Genomic DNA, 19,137 nt, shown 5'->3' on the forward strand with positions numbered 1-19,137 from the left:
TTTTAACATTTGATTTTTTAGACAAATCAAACTACCGTCCAAAAACCACTTTATCCACAAACCTCACCGCTGCCAAATACCGCTGATGATACGTCTTGTCATCAATACAATGTGGCTCAATCCCATGCCGAGCAAAAATATCATTTAACCGCCTTTTAAAGCGATTGCGAGCATCATTACTGCCCAGTGAACGCATGCCATCAGCAACCCAAGGCGTATTGTTATCCAGCATGATGGTGTGATCCAACCGAAAGGTTTCAATACATGCTGTCAAAAACGGATGTGTTCGCCCTTCGTATTCTTCACAAAATGCTTGCGTGGTCACAAAATCTGTGTCCACAAAGGTTACAGGAGCGTCCGCCTGATTCACCGCTTCACGAATGGCTTGCTCATGGTCAGTTGCTATCCGTGGATAATCATCATACTGCATGCCCACTTCACTGCCACCCAAATCCGTCTGGACAAACAATCGACCCATCTCTAACGCATGACTTGCCCCATAATGATTAACCAACTTATGCAGTAGGGTGGTTTTCCCTGAGCTTTCACCACCGACAATCGCCACCGTCTTGGTATAACTACCACGAGCCTTCGGGTGAATGGCGTGCCAATGATGGGCAGGATTGGCGTGTATTTCTTGATGGCTGGGCTGATGGCCAGCTTTTGTCTTATTGGGCAGATGATGCACCGTCAGTCCTGCGGGGGTAACTTTAATGGTAACTTGGTCTTGAATGGTAACTTGGTCTTGGGTATCAACTTGGGGAATAACGCTGCCATGCTGAGCATCATGCTTAACATCAGTATCGGTATCAATCAATGTTTCAGCAATCACATAAACCGCCATTTGTGTCAAATCCTGCTCACAAGCGTTGTCTGTATCAGCCACCGTATCAGCCGTCATTGACAAAAAATCTGCCACAATGTCATCAATCCCATTTTTATCATCAACCTTATCACAACTGTCTGCTGCTAATACCGAGGTGCTGGTGTGAATATGAATAAACGGCAAATCAGCACAGGCCATCTGTAGCCAACGAGCCTTATCCGCCAAAGTAATGTTAAAATTGGGGTTAGGCTTGGGGTGTGTTGTGATTAACACATGCAACTTTTTGGTTTGCCCTGACAGGTCTATGATTTGTTGCATGTGCGTAAGCGTTAACGGCTCAAAGTGATCAATCAATAAGGCAGTGGGGGCAAGTGAGTGTTTATCTGTGGTCATAAGTTTGTGTTTACTGATTTTACTATGAAAATGGCTTAGTGGCAGTGGCTTTAGTGGGCGTGGCTTAGTATGATTATCATCTATTCTTAAACTTAAGCAAGCTTTGGTAGCAAAAATACACAAAGCAAGGGGCAAATGACCATGGACTTTTTATAAAAATCTCTTATACTTATCAATAAGATAAGTAAACAAACAATGCTGACTTACCAGTCAATAATTAATTTTTTATTCAATTGCTTAGATTTTTGTTTGGAATTGTAACATGGACAAACTCACCAAATTGCATCGCTCTCGTAAGCATCGTATGGTGGCAGGGGTCATGGGTGGCATTGCTGAATATTTAGGCTGGTCACCCACCATGACACGTTTATTATTCGTGATTATTTCTACCGCCAGTGCTGCGGTTCCAGGTATTTTGATTTACATTGTTTTGTGGCTACTGATGCCAAATGCCACCGCCAAATCTTATCAATAAGGCTTGAATGCCAAACTGATAAATCACAAGCGATAAATAAAATAACAGACATCAGTATAAAAAAATAAGCACGCATATTCATTGCTGATGCCATCTGTTATCAAAAAATCAATTAAAAAATCAATCAAAAACCACTTGAAAAATTAGCCAATATCCTTATTATGGTTGATTATTAATAATAATAATAAAAATAAAACCAGTGGCAAACGTTGTGGTTAATGTTGCTTATCAATGGTTATCACATGACCAGATTGTCATAGCCACCGATGTCTGACAGATGAATCATCATCCATAACAGACCATTTTCCTCCTGCCCAGATGCCCTGATACATCTGGGTATTTTTTTGTCTGAATTTTTTATTGACATTTTTTGTCAATGTACAGACATAAAAAAACCGCCATAAGGGGTATGATGGCGGTCTTGGCATAAGCCAAAAAGTGGCTCCCCAACCTGGGCTCGAACCAGGGACACACGGATTAACAGTCCGATGCTCTACCAACTGAGCTATTGGGGAATAAGTTCTGTAACTTTCATTGAGTGGGCGTATTCTACCAAAGATAATTTATTCGTCAAGACTTTTTTTATCTTTTATAAAAAAATGAGGCAATCCACATCATTTTACGCCACATCATCTCATTCATCTCACGTGCCAAACTGACTAAAAACCATGACCTGAAGCAAAACTCAGCTCCATGCGATTGGTGGCAAAATCCAGTTCGGTTTGTTTTAAAATGTCTTTATCCACATTACCTGCGGCGATTTCTCTTAGTGCCAATACCGTTGGTTTGTCATTTTCTACGGCAACGGTTGGCTCTGCAATGCCCTTGGCAAGTTGACGAGCGCGCTTGCTGGCGACCAAAATTAACTCAAAACGGTTATCCACTTTATCCAAACAATCTTCAATGGTGATGCGTGCCATGTTAAACCCTCACTTGATATCAATCGCTAAGTGTGATTGCCAATGATGACAATCAGTCAAACGGCTGATGATAGCAGAACCCATAACAATTCGCCAGTAGCAGATGTGGTTATTCCATGAAAAGGTCATTTTATGAAAAGGTCATTGTGTCAATAAATCACTGATAAGGGCTTGATGCTTGATGCTTTGTTTGGCTTGGGTCAGCCGTTGGCTGATGATGATGGCGGTCAGTTCTGCTAACGCTGTGGCAAAATCATCATTAATCACCAGATAATCAAAGTTGACATGGTTTTTCATCTCAGTGACTGCCCCTGACAGACGATTGTTAATGACGTCTTCGCTGTCTGTGGCTCTATTACACAGACGTTCACTTAAAGTGGTCTTGCTGGGTGGTAGGATAAAAATCATCACCGCATCAGGCAGAAGTTTTTTGACTTGCAATGCTCCTTGCCAGTCGATTTCTAAGATGACATCAACACCTTTAGCCAGCATGTCTTTGACGCTTTGTTCTGATGTGCCATAATAATTATCAAAGACATGAGCATGCTCTAAAAATTGTCCCTGTTCAATCCCATTTTTGAAGTCATCGGTGGTGATAAAATGATAATGCTGTCCGTCAATTTCTCCTGCTCTTGGTGAGCGTGTGGTGTGCGATATGCTCACTTTTAAGTTGTCTATGGATTTCAGCAGTGCTTTCACTAAGGAAGTTTTGCCTGTGCCTGATGCCGCCGTGATGATAAAAAGTGATCCTGACATATGACCTCACATGCAAAAAGGGTGATGAATGGTGATGACTGATTGGCTACAAATTATTACAGTGTACATATGTTAACTTTTTTATAATCATAAAGCTGTCATACTTGCTATGGCTGTTATGTTTACCATGACTTGGGTGCGATGGTTTGGGTGCGATGGTTTGGCGATTTTAAGCAGATGCTTCAGTGAGTGGTGAAAACAATCGTCTAAAAACCATCTAAAATCTAAAAACTGTCTAAAAATGAGTTAAGTGGCACATTAATCTGCCCAAAAAATCTGCCCAAAATGGTAAAAATTTGCTAATATGCTGACGTTTATTTTAGCACACAATCTGAATTTAAGGAGTATTATCATGAGTAATGATGTTGAACTACAAGTAAAATCAGCGGTTGCTGAACAGTTGGGCAAAAATATAGAAGAAATCAGCAATGATGCGTCTTTTATGGAAGACTTAGGTGCAGATTCGCTTGATTTGGTTGAGTTAATCATGACCTTTGAGAGTGATTTTGGCATCACCATTCCTGATGAAGACTCAAGCGAGCTGACCACAGTACAAAAAGCCATTGACTATGTGAAAGAAAATCTATAACGCTTTTTATAACTTTTAATCTTTTTATTCATCTTTTTATAATTTTTAATAAGGAATATGTGATGGGAATTTTTAGTTTTGCTAAAGATATTGGTGATAAGATTTTTAATCGTGATGATGCCAAACATGACGCACAAAAAGAAACCCAAGCAGATGCTGCCAAACCACCAGCCACTACTGAGCCATCTGCTCAATCGGTTGCCAATTTGTTATTAAAACGCATTCAACAACAAAATGTCAATATTGACAACTTAAAAGTGAAATACAATGGCACGACAGACACCGCAGAAATCAGTGGTACTGCCAAAACTCAAGCCGACCGTGAAAAAGCCATCATCGCTGTTGGCAATGTGCAACATGTGGCTAAAGTGGTTGATGCTATTGATGTGCAAGACAAAGCTCCTGAATCACAAATGTACACGGTGAAATCTGGCGATACTTTGTCTAAGATTGCACGTGATATGTATGGCGATGCCAACAAATACATGCAAATCTTTGAAGCCAATAAGCCCATGTTAAGCAATCCTGATAAGATTTATCCTGGTCAAGTGTTGCGTATTCCTAAAGCGTAATTTGGGCTTTTTTCTTATTCATATCATATTCATATTACGTTCATATCAAAACGTCCCTTAGCTTAAGGGACGTATTTTTTTGAGATGATAAGTAAAAACAATTAAGTTAAATTCACTTAAGTGGTTTGACCAGAGCAGTACTGGTTGAGTGCTTGTTGAATTTTATCTCGTCTTTGTTCAATGGTTTGGTCATCTAAGAACTGCTTTGAGCCATCATCGGCTTGCTCGTAGATGCGACCGCCTGAGTTTAGGCTTGCTAAGTTGTTACGCAAGCTTTGGCAACGGCGGATGTTTTCTTGTTTTTCAAGCTCGTCAATGCGTTTTTGCATGGCTTGCTTTTCTTGGTCTTGAGTTGTTGGGGCATTGTTTTGGGCGTTGGGGTCGGTTGTGCCTGCCATTTGTCCTGCATCGACTTGTCTTCCATCGCTTCTGAGTTCAACCACTTCAAATTTGCCATTGGTTGGGGGAAATTGGCTGAATCTGATTTCACCATGATTGCCAGTGGATTTATAGTAAGTAATGGCATTGCCATTGACTGCTGATAGTGCCAGCACCCCGCTGATGCTCAGTCTGAACAGCAAGTTAAGCCATTGGGTATTAAATGGAGATGATTTCATCGTTGTGTCCTATAAAAAAAGATAAAAAAAGAAGTCTAAAAACCAGATGAGACTATGATAACAAATTTGCCTAAACAATCATTCAGTTGTGTCAAGATTATTGTATAACACATTGTTTGGTCAAGTGTTCAGATTATTTTCTTGACAAGACTTAATAAATTCATGATGATTAGGGCATAGATTAGTCAGTCATCGCTGGTGTATCGTTGCGGCAGATGATTTGTAAGTCAATGACAGGCAGTATTTATCAATGCTGTTATTTATCTTTGATGAAAGGTGGTCTTGGCTTCTTTGTGATGTGGGTTGAGTGCTTGGCATTGTGATGTGTCAAACTGACTCATCATCTTGGACTTACCGGTCTACAATGACTTTATGCCATTTTTAGCTGTCAGATGTGTGTTTTTAGCATGACTTTAAGCATTCACATGACGGTAAGCATTAAATTGGTGTCATGCCATGGTAAACCGCCATCAGCCATGATTTTGTGCGTTACATTGTGTTTTGCTTTGTACTTTATTACGGTATTTTTGGCACTTATCTAAGTCCTTGATATATTTACCCCATCAATCTATTTTAATGGTCTATAAATCGTATGCGATTTTATTGGCTTTTTTGATGAAGAGGATTTGTATAAAGAGGATTTAACGGTGACGCAGACAACGCAAAGCCCAAATATGACAGGGCATACACAGACGGCAGATGCGGCAAAGGATTTTCGCCAAGACCAAGAGCGTCTTGCATCAGGGCAAGAGGTGATGCTCTCTGGTGCTGAGATACTGGTACAAGCCTTGATTGATGAGGGTGTGGAGTATATTTTTGGCTATCCTGGTGGGGCGGTGTTACACATTTATGATGCCCTATTTAAGCAAGACAAAATAGAACATATTTTGGTTCGCCACGAGCAGGCGGCAGGACACATGGCGGATGCTTATAGCCGTGTTACAGGGCGTACAGGGGTGGTGCTGGCGACATCAGGACCGGGTGCGACCAATACAGTTACCGCCATCGCCACAGCGTTTATGGACAGCATTCCCATGGTGGTGATCACAGGGCAAGTGCCATCTGGCTTGATAGGTGATGATGCCTTTCAAGAATGCGACATGATTGGGGTGTCTCGCCCTGTGGTGAAACACAGTTTTGTTGTGCGTGACCCTAAAGACATTCCCATCATTGTCAAAAAAGCATTTTATATTGCGTCTTCAGGAAGACCGGGCCCTGTTGTCATTGATGTGCCAAAAGACATGACTGCGCCAAATGAGAAGTTTGCTTATCATTTTCCTAAAACAGTGCATGTGCGATCATATCAGCCATCGGTTAAAGGTCATACAGGACAGGTCAAAAAAGCCATTGATGCTTTATTATCCGCCAAGCGTCCTGTCATCTATTCAGGTGGTGGTGTTATTTCAAGCCATGCTCACAAAGAGCTAAGACGGTTGGCACAACGCCTTAACTTACCTGTTACGACCACTTTAATGGGATTGGGGGCGTATCCTGGGTCTGACCATCAATTTTTGGGCATGCTGGGCATGCACGGCACTTATGAAGCCAACATGACCATGCACCACGCTGATGTCATCTTAGCGGTGGGGGCAAGGTTTGATGACCGTGTAACCAATAACGTCAATAAATTTTGTCTCAATGCCACCATCATTCATATTGACATTGACCCTGCGTCTATCTCAAAAACCATCAATGCCCATATACCCATCGTGGGTGATGTCAAATCCGTATTGACAGACATGTTAGAGCAGATGGGAGCTGATGCCACGCTGGATTCTCACGCCATGCAGGATTGGTGGTCGCAGATTGATGAGTGGCGTAAACGTCATGGTCTTAAATACGATACTGACACCAGTCAAGGCATCAAACCGCAACAAGTGATTGAAGCCCTTTATAAAATCACCAATGGACAAGCCATCATCACCAGTGATGTCGGTCAGCATCAGATGTTTGCAGCCTTGTATTACAAGTACGATGAGCCACGCCAATGGCTAAACTCAGGTGGGCTAGGTACGATGGGTGTGGGTTTGCCCTATGCCATGGCAGCCAAGTTGGTCTGCCCAGAGCGTGATGTGGTGTGTATCACAGGTGAAGGCTCAATTCAGATGAACATTCAAGAGCTCTCTACTTGTTTACAGTATGATTTACCTGTTAAGATTTTAAATTTAAACAACGCTCAGCTTGGTATGGTCAAGCAGTGGCAAGACATGCTTTATGAAGGCAGACACGCCCAGTCGTATATGCAGTCATTGCCTGATTTTGTCAAATTGGCAGAAAGTTATGGACATAAAGGCGTAAAAATCACCAACCCCAAAACCATGGAACAAGAGCTAAAACAAGCCCTAGAAATGGATGGTTTGGTATTTATTGATGTGTATGTGGATAGAAATGAACATGTCTACCCCATGCAAGTGGCTGGGCAATCGATGCGTGATATGTGGCTAGCAAAAGGGGAACGCACCTAATGACTCAGAATAATCAACAAAATAATCAACAGCACTTAATCTCCGTGTTAATGGAAAATGAAGCAGGGTCATTATCACGTTTGGTTGGGTTGTTTAGTCAACGTGGTTATAATATTGAAACATTAAACGTGGCTGCCACCGAAGACCCCAGCATCTCACGATTGACATTGACCACCATCACATCGCCCAGTAAAATTGAGCAAATCACCAAACAGTTACATAAGCTGATTGAAGTGGTGAAAGTCATTAACTTGACCGACAATAAGCATGTTGAACGAGAGTTGATGCTGATAAAGGTGAGAGCGATGGGTAATGTGCGTGAAGAAATCAAGCGTTCAGCAGACATCTTTAGAGCCCAAATTGTTGATGTGACTGCCAATATCTATACAGTGCAAATTGTTGGGGACGCTGCCAAGCTGGACGGCTTTATTGATGTGATTGGTCGTGAACGCATTTTAGAGGTGGTGCGAAGTGGTGTGATTGGCATTGCACGGGGTGAACGTACGCTTGCGGTGTAGCTTATGGACTGGTCTGGCTTCTTTTCATCTTTTCTTGGGGTATTAGGTGCTATTCCTATTCTAGGTTTTTTGGAAAAACTCTCTTTGCAGGAAAGACAGGCAAAAAATAACATACTGCAAGAAGAGTATAAAATATTCTTTTCTAGCAAGATGAATGCTTATATGGAATTGGTTCATTTGAGGTATAAATATTCTATTATAAGCTTGGAAAATCAGTCCAGACCTGATGATTTCTTAGATAGACTAAATCTTAAAAAATTTAGCATGATTTTTCAGATAAAATCACATATCCAAGAGAATAGAATTTATTTGTCAAAAGATTTGGTTGACATTTTTGATAAATGGTACTCTCTAATTATGCCAATTTATCAAGAAGTGGATAATGTGATTTATTCTGAATTTGATAGAATTGGTCAAGAGGCTGAACATTTAGATGAAAAAGATTGTGATTTGGCAAATATTGAATTAGCTGATAGTTTTATGGAAGAAATATCTAAAAATCCAAAGATTGAAGAGTGTTGGAATATTCTTTTGGGTAAAATTGATACAGATTTCATTGCTTTGAAAAATAAGTATGATTTATAGATATTTGCTAAGCATAAACATTGAAAATTTTAATCCAACCCAACGCCATTTATGGCAATTTTAAAGGAAACTCGTATGAGCTTAAATATCTATTATGACAAAGATTGTGATTTGTCCATCATTCAAGGCAAAAAAGTTGCCATCATTGGCTATGGCTCACAAGGTCATGCCCACGCCCTAAACCTAAAAGACAGTGGCGTTCATGTAACCGTGGGCTTACGTGCAGGTTCTGCTTCTTGGAAAAAGGCCAAAAATGCTGGTCTAAACGTTGCTGAAACTGCCGACGCTGTTGCTGGTGCGGATGTGGTGATGATTTTGACCCCAGATGAATTTCAAAAGCAATTGTACGAAAATGACATTGAACCAAACATCAAACAAGGGGCAACGCTTGCCTTTGCACATGGGTTTGCCATTCACTATAACCAAATTGTGCCACGCAAAGACTTAGATGTGATTATGGTTGCCCCAAAAGCCCCCGGTCATACCGTCCGTTCTGAATTTGTCAAAGGCGGTGGTATCCCTGACCTGATTGCCATTTGGCGTGATGCGTCAGGCAATGCCAAGCAAGTGGCTCTGTCTTATGCTGCTGGCGTGGGTGGCGGTCGCTCTGGCATCATTGAGACCAGTTTTAAAGATGAGACCGAAACCGATTTGTTTGGTGAACAAGCCGTTCTTTGTGGTGGTGCGGTAGAGCTGGTTAAAATGGGCTTTGAGACTTTGGTTGAAGCTGGTTATGCTCCTGAAATGGCGTACTTTGAGTGTTTGCATGAATTAAAACTAATCGTTGATTTGATGTATGAAGGCGGTATTGCCGATATGAACTACTCAATCTCTAACAACGCAGAATATGGCGAATACGTAACAGGTGTTGAAGTCATCAATGAGCAATCTCGTGAAGCGATGCGTCATGCGTTAAAACGCATTCAATCAGGCGAATATGCCAAGATGTTCATCGCCGAAGGTCAGCTTAACTACCCGTCAATGACGGCTCGTCGCCGTAATACTGCTGAGCATGAGATTGAAAAAACGGGGGCAAAACTTCGTGCGATGATGCCATGGATTGGTGGTAACAAAATCATTGATAAAGAGAAAAATTAGGGACATGCCCCAAGACTAAGTTCGCTTATCAAATTAATTCATCAAATTTACTCATCAGACCACACACAAGCCTTGTGTCATCATGTGATGCAGGGTTTTTTTATTGAATTTATGCACTTTATCCCAATATATTATCAGTCATTTAATCATCTAAATCCTCATTAAAACCCCCATTAAGAGACACCTTATGCCTTGGCTTGAGCAATTACAATCGCACATCACCTTAGAGCAGATGTATTTGGCACTTAGTTTGTTGGTTGCCGTGGTGATTTGGCTAGAAGGTCAAGCCCTAAAAGCCACACAAGGTAAATTGCCCGATTCAGCATGGTTTCATTGGGGGTCATTTATTGACACTTTATGGTTTTTTGTGTCGCTGGCGGTGTTATATTTCTTAAACTTACCATCTATCGCCATTGCTGTGCCTGTGGCTTATGGTATTTATACTTTATTTGGGTGGGTATATGGTACTCGCTTAATTCATAAAGAGGGCATTCCTGATTCACCTGAAGATTTGGTGATTCCCATGCCTTATGTCAGTTATAGCCAAGCATTTGCCATTACCTTTATGACTTTATGTGCTTTTGTGTTGGCATATCCCTTACTAAACATATGATGTTTAGTTGGCTCAATAAAAATGACGCCATATTGATGTTTATTTTTTAATAAACCATTTAGAATATGTATCATTATAATCTATAAAAAATGGTTATCTATTGTTTGGTATCTGTCATTTACTTGCTATACTGATTGAGATGTGGCATCAGTTTTTGCTTTTTTATTTTTTGCTGTTTCATTGTGGCAAGATATGCTACTTTAAGATGTGTTGCTTTAAGCTGGTAAAACCACCAATCAGCAAAACCACAAGTTGACAAAACCACAAGTTGACAAAATCACAAATTGACAAAACCACATTTCTATCAACCCAACAGATGTCGTGGTCAGGTTTATCAAGCTAAGAGAGAATTTTGGCTCGGCTGTTGATGGCTTTATCGACTGTTAACCACTTTAATTGATAACTTTAATAAAAGAGGACCTTATGAAAGCATTAGTCGCAGTTAAGCGTGTCATTGATTATAACGTCAAGGTACGTGTCAAGGCGGATAACTCTGGTGTTGACTTGACTAACACAAAAATGTCCATCAATCCGTTTTGTGAAATCGCTGTTGAAGAAGCGGTACGCCTAAAAGAAGCTGGCGTAATTGATGAAATCATTGTCGCCAGCATTGGTGCAAAAGAAGCTCAGGAACAAATCCGCTCTGCCTTAGCCTTGGGTGCTGACCGTGGTGTGTTGGTACAGACTGATGAAAAAGCTTACCCACTACAAGTGGCTAAAATTTTAAAAGGCATTGCTGAAGCTGAAGGGGCAGACATCATTTTATTAGGCAAACAAGCCATTGATGATGATAATAACCAAACAGGTCAAATGCTCGCCGCTCTGATGGGCATTGGGCAAGGCACATTTGCATCTGAGATTAAAGTTGATGGCGGTAAAGTCAACGTTACTCGTGAAGTGGATGGTGGCTTACAAACGGTTACCTTACCACTGCCAGCGGTGATTACCACCGATTTACGCTTAAATGAACCCCGTTTTGTTAAACTGCCTAACATCATGAAAGCCAAGAAAAAACCATTGGATGAAAAAACCCCAGCAGATTATGGCGTAGAAATGGCATCTAAGCTTGAAACCATCAAAGTTGTGCCACCTGCTGAACGCAGTGCAGGCATGACAGTTACTTCTGTTGATGAGTTGATTGAGAAATTAAGAAACGAAGCAAAGGTTATCTAAGCGTTGTTTTTTTATTTTGATGAATTGTTTTGATTAAGGATAATAATAATGGCTATTTTAGTTTATGCAGAACATGACAACGCCAGTCTAAAAAAGGCAACCCTAAGCACCGTTACCGCCGCCAGTCAAATCGGTGGGGACATTCATGTGTTGGTCGCAGGCAGTGGTTGCCAAGCGGTCGCTGATGACGTTGCTAAAGTGGCAGGTGTCAGTAAAGTTATCTTGGCTGATGATGCGGTGTATGAACATCAGCTGGCAGAGAATGTGGCATTGCTGGTTAAGGATTTGGCAAGTGATTACAGTCATATTTTGGCCCCTGCCACCACCACTGGCAAAAACTTCATGCCACGAGTGGCGGCTTTGTTGGATGTGAGCATGGTCTCTGACATCACTTCGGTGGTTGATGCCAATACTTTTGAGCGTCCCATCTATGCTGGTAACGCCACTGCCACGGTCAAATCTGGTGAAGACAAACTCATCGTTACCGTGCGTGGTACGGCATTCGACGCAGCGTCGATAGCTGGAGGCAATGCCAGTGTTGAAAGCCTTGATAACACACATGATGCAGGTAAATCTGAGTTTGTTGGTGAGCAGTTGGCGGAATCTGACCGCCCTGAGTTAACTTCTGCTGAGATTGTGGTCTCTGGTGGTCGTGCTTTAGGCAGTGGTGAAAACTTCACTAAATATATCGAGCCGTTGGCAGATAAGCTTAATGCTGCTGTTGGTGCGTCTCGTGCGGCAGTTGATGCAGGTTATGTGCCTAATGATTTGCAAGTTGGTCAAACAGGTAAGGTGGTTGCACCACAACTGTACATTGCTGTGGGCATCTCTGGTGCGATTCAGCATTTGGCAGGCATGAAAGATTCAAAAGTCATTGTGGCGATTAACAATGATTCAGATGCTCCGATTGCTAACATCGCTGATTATTTCTTAGAAGCTGATTTGTTTGACGCATTGCCTGAACTGACCAGCAAGCTGTAAAAGACACACACATAAACTGACTAAAAACCCAGTCTGAATAAACAAAGACTGGGTTTTTTTATGGCTGGGTTTTTTTTATGGCATGATGTTAATTTAATTTTAAGCAAACTGTCGCTGTCTTAGCATTTCATACAGACATAACGAGCCTGCAATGGCAACGTTTAGGCTTTCTTGCCCATTGGGTTGGGGCAGAGCGATGGGGGTGGCGTGTTGCATCAGCTCATCACACACCCCTTGTCCTTCATGTCCCATGACCCATGCCACAGGTGTTTGCAAATCAGTCTTGTAGATAATCGCATCGGTGTGTGAACTGGTTGCTAGCATGGGCGTATGAACATGAGCAAGAATATCAGCAATCAGCACATTTTCATACACCATCAAGGCAAACTGAGCGCCCATGCCCGCTCGTAGGGTCTTGGGGGACCACACTTGTGCTGTGCCTGTTGTGCAGATGACATTTGTTACCCCAACAGCGGCGGCTGTCCTAAGCAGTGTGCCAACATTACCAGCATCTTGTACGTCATTTAGGATAAGACAATCGCCACTTATTTGCCTAATGGACAACTGACGAATGGGAATGACCGCCATGATGTCGATGCCTGTGCCTAAATTGCTTAATGAACGATACAACTCATCACTAACGGTGGTCGTGGCAATGCCTTTGTGCCAAGCTGTATGCAGTAGTTGCATCACTTCAGGGTGATGTTGTTGACTGGCTGCCAATAAAATTTGCTCAATGGGATAGTCTGCTTTAAATGCAGCTGATAGCAAATGTGTGCCTTCAATAATGCTTTGTTGATGTTTGTTGCGTTGGCGGTTTGATGCCAGCAGACCTTTGGCAAGTTTTATTTGTGAATTTTGAGCTGAAGTAATGGGGTTAGATAAGTCAGGTATGGAGGGCATGGTAATAACGCTCATCATCATATTAGTCAACAACAGCAAAGCAACAGCAAAATGGACACAGGATAAATAAATCTGTTTTCATTCAGTTTTCATTCAAGTGTCCGAAAAGTAAAGTATCAGAAAGTTAAAGCGTTAAAAAATTCCCCAACAACCATTTTGCCCCTTCAGTGGCAAACGACTCTGGGTGATATTGTACCCCTTGTATTGGGTATGCTTTATGACGGATACCCATAATCTCATCACCCAACAGACTGGCTTGTTGTATGGATTTATCGGCATTATCTAAGTTAGCAACCACGCTGGTGATTTCAAGGCAATCAGGCAGACCATCTGTTGCCACCATCAATGAATGATATCGCATGATGTTGATGTTTTGTGGCAGACCTTGATACACGCCTTGTCCATCATGACGAATGGCAGATGTTTTACCGTGCATCGGTGTTTTTGCTTGCACCACCTTGCCACCAAAAAAGTGAGCAATTCCTTGCATGCCCAAGCACACACCAAGTAATGGTGTGGTTTTGCCCATTTGAGTAATCACATCGCCACACACCCCAAAATACGCTGGATTGTCTGGTGAACCTGGGCCAGGTGAGATGATGATGCGGTCAGGATTGAGTTCTTTTGCTTCGTTAAGGGTGATGTCATTGTTGCGTTTGACGATGACATTAAAATCTTGTCCGTTTTGATTGCGTTTGTCAGTGAGAATTTCGCCCACATATTGATACAGATTAAAAGTAAAGCTGTCGTAATTGTCGATGATAAGTACATTCATGATTTAGACTTCATTAAAGGGATTAAATGATTTTACAGGCGTGCCGTCAAAATAAATATTGAATGATGCGATGATTTTAGCATCGTTAAGCTATCATTAAATACGCTTATTCAAAATACCGTAACACTACCTTCATCGCTGATAATTTTCGCATAATTTCTTCATACTCATCATCAGGATTGGAATCATACACATTACCACCACAGGTTTGTGAATATGCCTTTTCACCATTGATAAACAATGAACGAATGGGAATGGCAAAAATACAATCGCCATTAAATGAGAACTGCCCCAACGCCCCACCATATGCCCCACGTCCATCAGGCTCAAGTTCATTGATGATTTTCATCGCTTCAATCTTTGGAGCACCCGACAATGTACCAGCAGGAAAATTACTGGCAAGGGCGGTGAACATGTCTTCGGCTGGGTGGATAATGCCAACAATTTCACTAGAAATGTGCTGAACGTGTGAAAAACGCTTGATGTCCATCAAATTTCGCACTTTGACTGTGCCAAACTGTGCCACTCGACCAATGTCATTGCGGTGCAAATCCACCAGCATGTTATGTTCAGCAATTTCTTTTGGGTCATTTAACAGCTGACGAGCCAACTTGCGGTCTTCGGTGATGTCTTTACCACGTTTGGTCGTGCCTGCCAGCGGAAAAGTTTCCATCTCACCATTTCGCAAACGAAACAGCAATTCTGGTGATGCTCCGATGATTTTTTGTTTACCAAATTTGACAAAATACATGTGTGGAGAGGGGTTGATGTCTCGTAATTTTGCATAAATTGGCAAGGTGTCGCCTGTGATGTGATAGTGTGATTTAAAGCCCACTTCACATTGAAAAATCAAGCCTGACTTGATGTCTTCTTTGACCTTAAGCACGGTTTTGGCGTGTTCTTCTTTACTCATGCCGTCACCGACAAAACGCACGGTTGGGGTGGTGTGAGTGGGGATTGGCATGTCAAGCAAGGTTTTGATTTCGTTAAGGCGATTTTTCTGTTGGGACGAAGGGTAATAAAAATAAAAAATCTCACCAGTCATTTTATCAAGGCTCAGTCCGTCCAGATATAGACCAAATTTAAATGGTTCACAATCATTCGAACTTTTGATGTTTAAGGTTGGCTCAAAAAAATTGACGCAGTCATAGCCCAAGAATCCAACCAATCCGCCCGTATGGTTGCGGGCAATGATGTGCTGTGGGGTGATTTGTCTAAGTAGCTGATACGGATTGTCGCAAGGGTAATCCACCGTTTGTTGTGTGTGATTGTCGGTAATGGCAAGGGTATGGCGGTTTTTGGCAAAAATGGTTTTGGCTGGAGCAAACCCAATGGCGTGATGGCGTGAAATGTGGCTGTCTTCGCCTAAAGATTCTAGCAAAAAACAGGTGTCATATTTGGCTTCTATGCGTTGAAATAATTCAAAGAAATCAATATCTTGAGCCAGCTTGATAAGCTGTGGTTTGCTGGCAAGTTCAATTTTAGGTGGTTTGTTTTGGATATTCATAACATTTCTTTAAAGGTTTTAATGTTCTAGTATGGCGATACATTATGGTTAAATTAAGTGGTGATTGGCAAACTGTTATTATACAAAGACTTCTATTGTTTAAACTCATTCAAATTTAGAAAGGTAATGCCGATATTTTTATTCGCTAACTTATGGGCGGCGGTGATAAAAATATCAGCTTGATAATAAATGGCAGTAGCAACATGCAGAGCGTCAGGGATTTTTAGTGAGTGAAAGGCTCGAAGTTCGCTACACAAGTCAAAAATTGAGCGTTGATGCTCGACCAAATGAATAAAATCATGGTCAAAAAGTGACTTAACTTGTTGTTTTAATTTCAAATTATTATCTTTGATGGGTTTAACCAATAATTCGGTCAAGGTCAAATCACCTGTGATTGCTTTAAACTGTTTTTAGTCCCAAGATAAACGTTCATTGGCAACATACGCATCGATTTCTTGGGTCGTTTTGCCGTAAGTGCCATTGGCACAACCGAACAATGCCATGATATCAAATGGTTCATTCTGTTTAAGATTATTGGGTTTTAATTGAATTATGCCATTATCATAACTGATATTGAGCGTATCACTGGGTTGGATATTGGCTTGTTTGGCGATTACAGGGGGTAGGGTAATTTGATTATGCTCATGTAAAATGACTTGTGTCATGGTCAAATCCTTTGATTTTTGTTTATTTTACCAAAACCCATAAGGTGAAATACTAAAACTTCTCTTTCAAATTCGGTAATAAATTCGCCACATCATTGACTTGATAAGCTTTTGCACCCCTTGAGACGGTCGCAATCCCCACCCCCAAACGCTCAGCAATTTCACGTTGGGGTAAGCCTTGTTGTAGTAGGGCAAAAATCTGAATGCGGTTGGCAAGTTCACTGCATTCTTTTTCAGTGAATAAGGCAGAAAATAGCCGTTGCATTTGTTTGCTGTCTTCGGTTTGACAAAATAATTGAAGTAAAATAGCTTCGGCATGTTGTCCGCTATTGGTGTGCTTGTTGGTGTGCTTGGCTGATGTGATTGAATGATGTGGCATGGTAAATTCCATCGGTTTGTTCTATTTAAATAGAACAAATATCATAAATCATTCTTGCAATGATGGCAACGGGGCAGGGTGGTTTTATTAAAATTTGGCTTTATTTGCCTTTGGCATCTGCCCAGATGATTTTATGTAGTTGTAACTGTAGACGCACAGGCAGGGCATCGCTGAGAATCCAATCGGCAAGCTGTTGGGCAAGCTGTTGAACAGGTTGGATAGGGGATTGGTCATGCTGACAGGCGGTGTCATCGCTGATGCTGATTACCTTTGGCGTGTTCACCTCAAACATCGGTGAGAACCATACCACACCCACTTTATGATGTAAGCTGTGCATGATGACTTGCTGTTTTGCCCAATCATAGTCTTTTTGATTCATAATCACAAATTTTAATTGGTCATGCTGGGTTAAGTGGGTTAGATTATCCCACAAATTTTTGGTCATCTCACCTGATGATGGGGTTTTTAAATCCATCACCTTAGACACCTGTTTAGGCACATCAGCGACTGATAACGCCCCTGATGTCTCTAGTGAGACTTCATATCCTGCATCAATAAGGTGTTGCATCAGCACAATGGCATTAGGCTGTGCTAACGGTTCGCCGCCTGTTACACAGACTCGTTGGCAAGGATATTGTTGAATGTGAGTCAAAATGTCATCTAGCCCCCACCGTTGACCACCCACAAAGGCATATTCAGTATCACAATACACGCATCGAAGCGGACAACCCGTCAGGCGAATAAAAATGGTTGGTAAGCCTGCGGTCAGCGCCTCGCCTTGCAGAGAATAAAAAATCTCCGTCAACTTTAATCCTGCCTCAGGATCGGTGGTGGGGATATGAGTGTTGCGTCGTGGCGTTTGAGTGGCACTGGTGGTTAAAAGATGGTTCAATGATGACCTCATGACAAATGGTAAATCGGAGTTAGCGTTACCATTTTAAACCAATGTTCATAAATCTTGTCATAAATTCTGTTTACGATGATGGTAGAGATATTTTATCCTCCGTTGCCTTATATCCACCGCCTTCAGGCGGTGGATATAAGGCAATTGTTAAATGTGATAAGTTTTGCTATACTCATCTGACTATATTCAATGTCTTACATTCCACAGTTAAGTTAAGACTAAATTGCGAGTACGCAGTAACTTAACTGGTAAGACGTTTCCAAACACACACTTAAGCTAATTCGTGTCTATGACAATCCTAACAGTAGGATTAGCTTAAAATAAGAACCTAAGATGTACGGTGTGTCGTACGGGCGGTTGCCACTATCTTAGGCTTGCGGTCGGGCTTGACCGTCTGGGAGCAGGAATCCCCGAACGATAGGGAGGGGAGGAAGTCAAAGCATGACTTATGAACATCATGGCTTAATACTCTACCCCATTCTTAATAGCTCATTAATGCTGGTTTTGGCTCGAGTTTGGGCATCCACTGTTTTGACAATGATGGCGGCATATAGGCTGTGACTGCCGTCTTCACTGGGAAGGCTACCGGGGACAACTACCGAACCTGCTGGCACACGTCCATAGATGATATTACCTGTCTTGCGGTCATAGATTTTAGTGGATTGTCCGATGTACACGCCCATAGAGATGACTGAGCCTTCTTCAACAATGACCCCTTCAACAATCTCACTTCTTGCTCCGATAAAGCAGTTATCTTCGATGATGGTGGGACTGGCTTGTAATGGTTCTAACACCCCTCCAATACCAACGCCACCAGACAGATGCACATTTTTACCGATTTGGGCACATGATCCAACTGTCGCCCAAGTATCGACCATTGTCCCTTGGTCAACGTATGCACCGATGTTGACATAAGAAGGCATCAGCACCACACCATCAGCGATGTAAGCACCTTGGCGAGCCACTGCTGGTGGCACAACCCGTATGCCTGCATCGATGAACTGCTCTTTTGTCCAATTGGCAAATTTGGTTGGCACTTTGTCATAAAACTGCAAATGTTCACAACTGGGCATGGGATAATTGTCATACAAACGGAACGACAGTAGGACGGCTTTTTTTGCCCATTGATTGACTTGCCAATGACCATCTATTTTTTCAGCAACTCTAAGTTTGCCACTGTCTAGGTCGTTTAGTACGCTGATGACCGCTTCACGCACGTCGGTGGGCATGGTCTCTGGGCTAAGGTTAGCACGGTTTTCAAAGGCTTGTTCGATGGTGGCTTGTAGGGTCATAACATGTCCTAATTTTAATCATTGGAATAAAAACGGTTCAATAAAAACAGTTAAAAAGTAAATTAAAGGGTAAATGAAAAAGGGAAGTTAAAAAGTAACGTCGTACGTGGTGTATTGTCGTTAATTTTTTG

22 protein-coding genes and 1 tRNA gene are annotated in these 19,137 nt (G+C 41.8%); 10 read left to right on the forward strand and 13 right to left on the reverse strand.

Annotated features, from left to right (window positions below):
* Window positions 1–31: 31 nt before the first annotated feature.
* Window positions 32–1,219 carry a multifunctional transcriptional regulator/nicotinamide-nucleotide adenylyltransferase/ribosylnicotinamide kinase NadR gene (nadR, locus tag B0682_RS07310; RefSeq protein WP_078307830.1) on the reverse strand — a complete coding sequence of 396 codons (1,188 nt, stop codon included), beginning with the start codon at window positions 1,217–1,219 and terminating at the stop codon, window positions 32–34.
* Between the two features lie 262 nt (window positions 1,220–1,481).
* On the opposite strand from nadR, the gene B0682_RS07315 reads away from it, so the two are divergent.
* Window positions 1,482–1,694, forward strand: a complete 213-nt coding sequence (locus B0682_RS07315) for a PspC domain-containing protein (RefSeq protein WP_078307831.1) — start codon at window positions 1,482–1,484, stop codon at window positions 1,692–1,694.
* Window positions 1,695–2,133: 439 nt separating this feature from the next.
* Here B0682_RS07315 and B0682_RS07320 read toward each other — a convergent pair.
* From B0682_RS07320 to gmk, 3 genes are all read right to left on the reverse strand, one after another.
* Window positions 2,134–2,209, reverse strand: a tRNA-Asn gene (locus B0682_RS07320).
* Window positions 2,210–2,353: 144 nt separating this feature from the next.
* Window positions 2,354–2,614, reverse strand: coding sequence for a DNA-directed RNA polymerase subunit omega (gene rpoZ / locus B0682_RS07325; RefSeq protein ID WP_078307832.1), 261 nt, complete (start codon window positions 2,612–2,614; stop codon window positions 2,354–2,356).
* 141 nt (window positions 2,615–2,755) lie between these two features.
* On the reverse strand, window positions 2,756–3,370 hold the full coding sequence (gene gmk / locus B0682_RS07330; RefSeq protein WP_078307833.1) for a guanylate kinase: 615 nt from the start codon (window positions 3,368–3,370) through the stop codon (window positions 2,756–2,758).
* A 352-nt stretch (window positions 3,371–3,722) separates the two neighbouring features.
* On the opposite strand from gmk, the gene acpP reads away from it, so the two are divergent.
* A complete protein-coding gene (acpP, locus tag B0682_RS07335) occupies window positions 3,723–3,959 on the forward strand; it encodes an acyl carrier protein (RefSeq protein ID WP_078307835.1) in 237 nt (78 codons plus the stop codon).
* A 62-nt stretch (window positions 3,960–4,021) separates the two neighbouring features.
* Window positions 4,022–4,531 carry a peptidoglycan-binding protein LysM gene (lysM, locus tag B0682_RS07340; protein ID WP_078307836.1) on the forward strand — a complete coding sequence of 170 codons (510 nt, stop codon included), beginning with the start codon at window positions 4,022–4,024 and terminating at the stop codon, window positions 4,529–4,531.
* A 116-nt stretch (window positions 4,532–4,647) separates the two neighbouring features.
* Here lysM and B0682_RS07345 read toward each other — a convergent pair whose 3' ends face one another.
* A complete protein-coding gene (locus B0682_RS07345) occupies window positions 4,648–5,148 on the reverse strand; it encodes a hypothetical protein (protein ID WP_078307837.1) in 501 nt (166 codons plus the stop codon).
* Window positions 5,149–5,903: 755 nt separating this feature from the next.
* Between B0682_RS07345 and B0682_RS07350 the strand changes: the two genes are divergently transcribed.
* The 7 genes from B0682_RS07350 to B0682_RS07380 all read left to right on the forward strand — a co-directional run bounded on the left by B0682_RS07350 (window position 5,904) and on the right by B0682_RS07380 (window position 12,581).
* Complete coding sequence (locus B0682_RS07350) at window positions 5,904–7,613, forward strand: acetolactate synthase 3 large subunit (protein WP_240494930.1); 1,710 nt, start codon at window positions 5,904–5,906, stop codon at window positions 7,611–7,613.
* The gene (gene ilvN / locus B0682_RS07355) at window positions 7,613–8,131 is read left to right on the forward strand and encodes an acetolactate synthase small subunit (protein WP_078307839.1); all 519 of its coding nucleotides are present in this window, start codon (window positions 7,613–7,615) and stop codon (window positions 8,129–8,131) included. Before B0682_RS07350 ends, ilvN begins: the two co-directional genes overlap by 1 nt.
* Before the next feature lie 3 nt (window positions 8,132–8,134).
* Window positions 8,135–8,716 carry a hypothetical protein gene (locus tag B0682_RS07360; RefSeq protein WP_078307841.1) on the forward strand — a complete coding sequence of 194 codons (582 nt, stop codon included), beginning with the start codon at window positions 8,135–8,137 and terminating at the stop codon, window positions 8,714–8,716.
* Between the two features lie 75 nt (window positions 8,717–8,791).
* A complete protein-coding gene (ilvC, locus tag B0682_RS07365; RefSeq protein WP_078307842.1) occupies window positions 8,792–9,814 on the forward strand; it encodes a ketol-acid reductoisomerase in 1,023 nt (340 codons plus the stop codon).
* 187 nt (window positions 9,815–10,001) lie between these two features.
* Window positions 10,002–10,427 (forward strand): hypothetical protein, encoded by a 426-nt coding sequence (locus B0682_RS07370; RefSeq protein ID WP_078307843.1) that lies wholly within the window; start codon window positions 10,002–10,004, stop codon window positions 10,425–10,427.
* 423 nt (window positions 10,428–10,850) lie between these two features.
* Window positions 10,851–11,600, forward strand: a complete 750-nt coding sequence (locus B0682_RS07375; RefSeq protein WP_078307845.1) for an electron transfer flavoprotein subunit beta/FixA family protein — start codon at window positions 10,851–10,853, stop codon at window positions 11,598–11,600.
* A 48-nt stretch (window positions 11,601–11,648) separates the two neighbouring features.
* Window positions 11,649–12,581, forward strand: a complete 933-nt coding sequence (locus B0682_RS07380) for an electron transfer flavoprotein subunit alpha/FixB family protein (protein ID WP_078307846.1) — start codon at window positions 11,649–11,651, stop codon at window positions 12,579–12,581.
* A 99-nt stretch (window positions 12,582–12,680) separates the two neighbouring features.
* On the opposite strand, the gene B0682_RS07385 is transcribed toward B0682_RS07380, so the two are convergent.
* The 8 genes from B0682_RS07385 to dapD form a co-directional block, all read right to left on the reverse strand.
* Window positions 12,681–13,484: a TrmH family RNA methyltransferase gene (locus B0682_RS07385; RefSeq protein WP_143823322.1), complete on the reverse strand. Its 804-nt coding sequence runs from the start codon at window positions 13,482–13,484 to the stop codon at window positions 12,681–12,683.
* A gap of 124 nt (window positions 13,485–13,608) precedes the next feature.
* The gene (locus tag B0682_RS07390) at window positions 13,609–14,259 is read right to left on the reverse strand and encodes an anthranilate synthase component II (protein ID WP_078307849.1); all 651 of its coding nucleotides are present in this window, start codon (window positions 14,257–14,259) and stop codon (window positions 13,609–13,611) included.
* Between the two features lie 106 nt (window positions 14,260–14,365).
* Window positions 14,366–15,766: an anthranilate synthase component I family protein gene (locus B0682_RS07395; protein WP_078307851.1), complete on the reverse strand. Its 1,401-nt coding sequence runs from the start codon at window positions 15,764–15,766 to the stop codon at window positions 14,366–14,368.
* Between the two features lie 92 nt (window positions 15,767–15,858).
* Window positions 15,859–16,161, reverse strand: a complete 303-nt coding sequence (locus B0682_RS07400; protein ID WP_078307852.1) for a PIN domain-containing protein — start codon at window positions 16,159–16,161, stop codon at window positions 15,859–15,861.
* Between the two features lie 15 nt (window positions 16,162–16,176).
* Window positions 16,177–16,431, reverse strand: coding sequence for an AbrB/MazE/SpoVT family DNA-binding domain-containing protein (locus B0682_RS07405; RefSeq protein WP_078307854.1), 255 nt, complete (start codon window positions 16,429–16,431; stop codon window positions 16,177–16,179).
* A gap of 52 nt (window positions 16,432–16,483) precedes the next feature.
* On the reverse strand, window positions 16,484–16,810 hold the full coding sequence (locus B0682_RS07410) for a Trp family transcriptional regulator (RefSeq protein ID WP_078307947.1): 327 nt from the start codon (window positions 16,808–16,810) through the stop codon (window positions 16,484–16,486).
* Window positions 16,811–16,910: 100 nt separating this feature from the next.
* Complete coding sequence (locus B0682_RS07415) at window positions 16,911–17,702, reverse strand: radical SAM protein (RefSeq protein ID WP_240494923.1); 792 nt, start codon at window positions 17,700–17,702, stop codon at window positions 16,911–16,913.
* A gap of 482 nt (window positions 17,703–18,184) precedes the next feature.
* Entirely contained in the window at window positions 18,185–19,006 is an 822-nt protein-coding gene (gene dapD, locus B0682_RS07420; protein WP_078307857.1) for a 2,3,4,5-tetrahydropyridine-2,6-dicarboxylate N-succinyltransferase, read from the reverse strand.
* Between the last annotated feature and the right edge of the window lie 131 nt (window positions 19,007–19,137).

The organism is Lwoffella lincolnii (assembly GCF_002014765.1).
Classification (GTDB): domain Bacteria; phylum Pseudomonadota; class Gammaproteobacteria; order Pseudomonadales; family Moraxellaceae; genus Psychrobacter; species Psychrobacter lincolnii.

Bases quoted from the DNA above. Each gene is read 5' to 3' on its own strand.
- nadR (WP_078307830.1), bottom strand. From the start codon at position 1,219: ATGACCACAGATAAACACTCACTTGCCCCCACTGCCTTATTGATTGAT.
- B0682_RS07315 (WP_078307831.1), top strand. From the start codon at position 1,482: ATGGACAAACTCACCAAATTGCATCGCTCTCGTAAGCATCGTATGGTG.
- rpoZ (WP_078307832.1), bottom strand. From the start codon at position 2,614: ATGGCACGCATCACCATTGAAGATTGTTTGGATAAAGTGGATAACCGT.
- gmk (WP_078307833.1), bottom strand. From the start codon at position 3,370: ATGTCAGGATCACTTTTTATCATCACGGCGGCATCAGGCACAGGCAAA.
- acpP (WP_078307835.1), top strand. From the start codon at position 3,723: ATGAGTAATGATGTTGAACTACAAGTAAAATCAGCGGTTGCTGAACAG.
- lysM (WP_078307836.1), top strand. From the start codon at position 4,022: ATGGGAATTTTTAGTTTTGCTAAAGATATTGGTGATAAGATTTTTAAT.
- B0682_RS07345 (WP_078307837.1), bottom strand. From the start codon at position 5,148: ATGAAATCATCTCCATTTAATACCCAATGGCTTAACTTGCTGTTCAGA.
- B0682_RS07350 (WP_240494930.1), top strand. From the start codon at position 5,904: ATGCTCTCTGGTGCTGAGATACTGGTACAAGCCTTGATTGATGAGGGT.
- ilvN (WP_078307839.1), top strand. From the start codon at position 7,613: ATGACTCAGAATAATCAACAAAATAATCAACAGCACTTAATCTCCGTG.
- B0682_RS07360 (WP_078307841.1), top strand. From the start codon at position 8,135: ATGGACTGGTCTGGCTTCTTTTCATCTTTTCTTGGGGTATTAGGTGCT.
- ilvC (WP_078307842.1), top strand. From the start codon at position 8,792: ATGAGCTTAAATATCTATTATGACAAAGATTGTGATTTGTCCATCATT.
- B0682_RS07370 (WP_078307843.1), top strand. From the start codon at position 10,002: ATGCCTTGGCTTGAGCAATTACAATCGCACATCACCTTAGAGCAGATG.
- B0682_RS07375 (WP_078307845.1), top strand. From the start codon at position 10,851: ATGAAAGCATTAGTCGCAGTTAAGCGTGTCATTGATTATAACGTCAAG.
- B0682_RS07380 (WP_078307846.1), top strand. From the start codon at position 11,649: ATGGCTATTTTAGTTTATGCAGAACATGACAACGCCAGTCTAAAAAAG.
- B0682_RS07385 (WP_143823322.1), bottom strand. From the start codon at position 13,484: ATGCCCTCCATACCTGACTTATCTAACCCCATTACTTCAGCTCAAAAT.
- B0682_RS07390 (WP_078307849.1), bottom strand. From the start codon at position 14,259: ATGAATGTACTTATCATCGACAATTACGACAGCTTTACTTTTAATCTG.
- B0682_RS07395 (WP_078307851.1), bottom strand. From the start codon at position 15,766: ATGAATATCCAAAACAAACCACCTAAAATTGAACTTGCCAGCAAACCA.
- B0682_RS07405 (WP_078307854.1), bottom strand. From the start codon at position 16,431: ATGACACAAGTCATTTTACATGAGCATAATCAAATTACCCTACCCCCT.
- B0682_RS07410 (WP_078307947.1), bottom strand. From the start codon at position 16,810: ATGCCACATCATTCAATCACATCAGCCAAGCACACCAACAAGCACACC.
- dapD (WP_078307857.1), bottom strand. From the start codon at position 19,006: ATGACCCTACAAGCCACCATCGAACAAGCCTTTGAAAACCGTGCTAAC.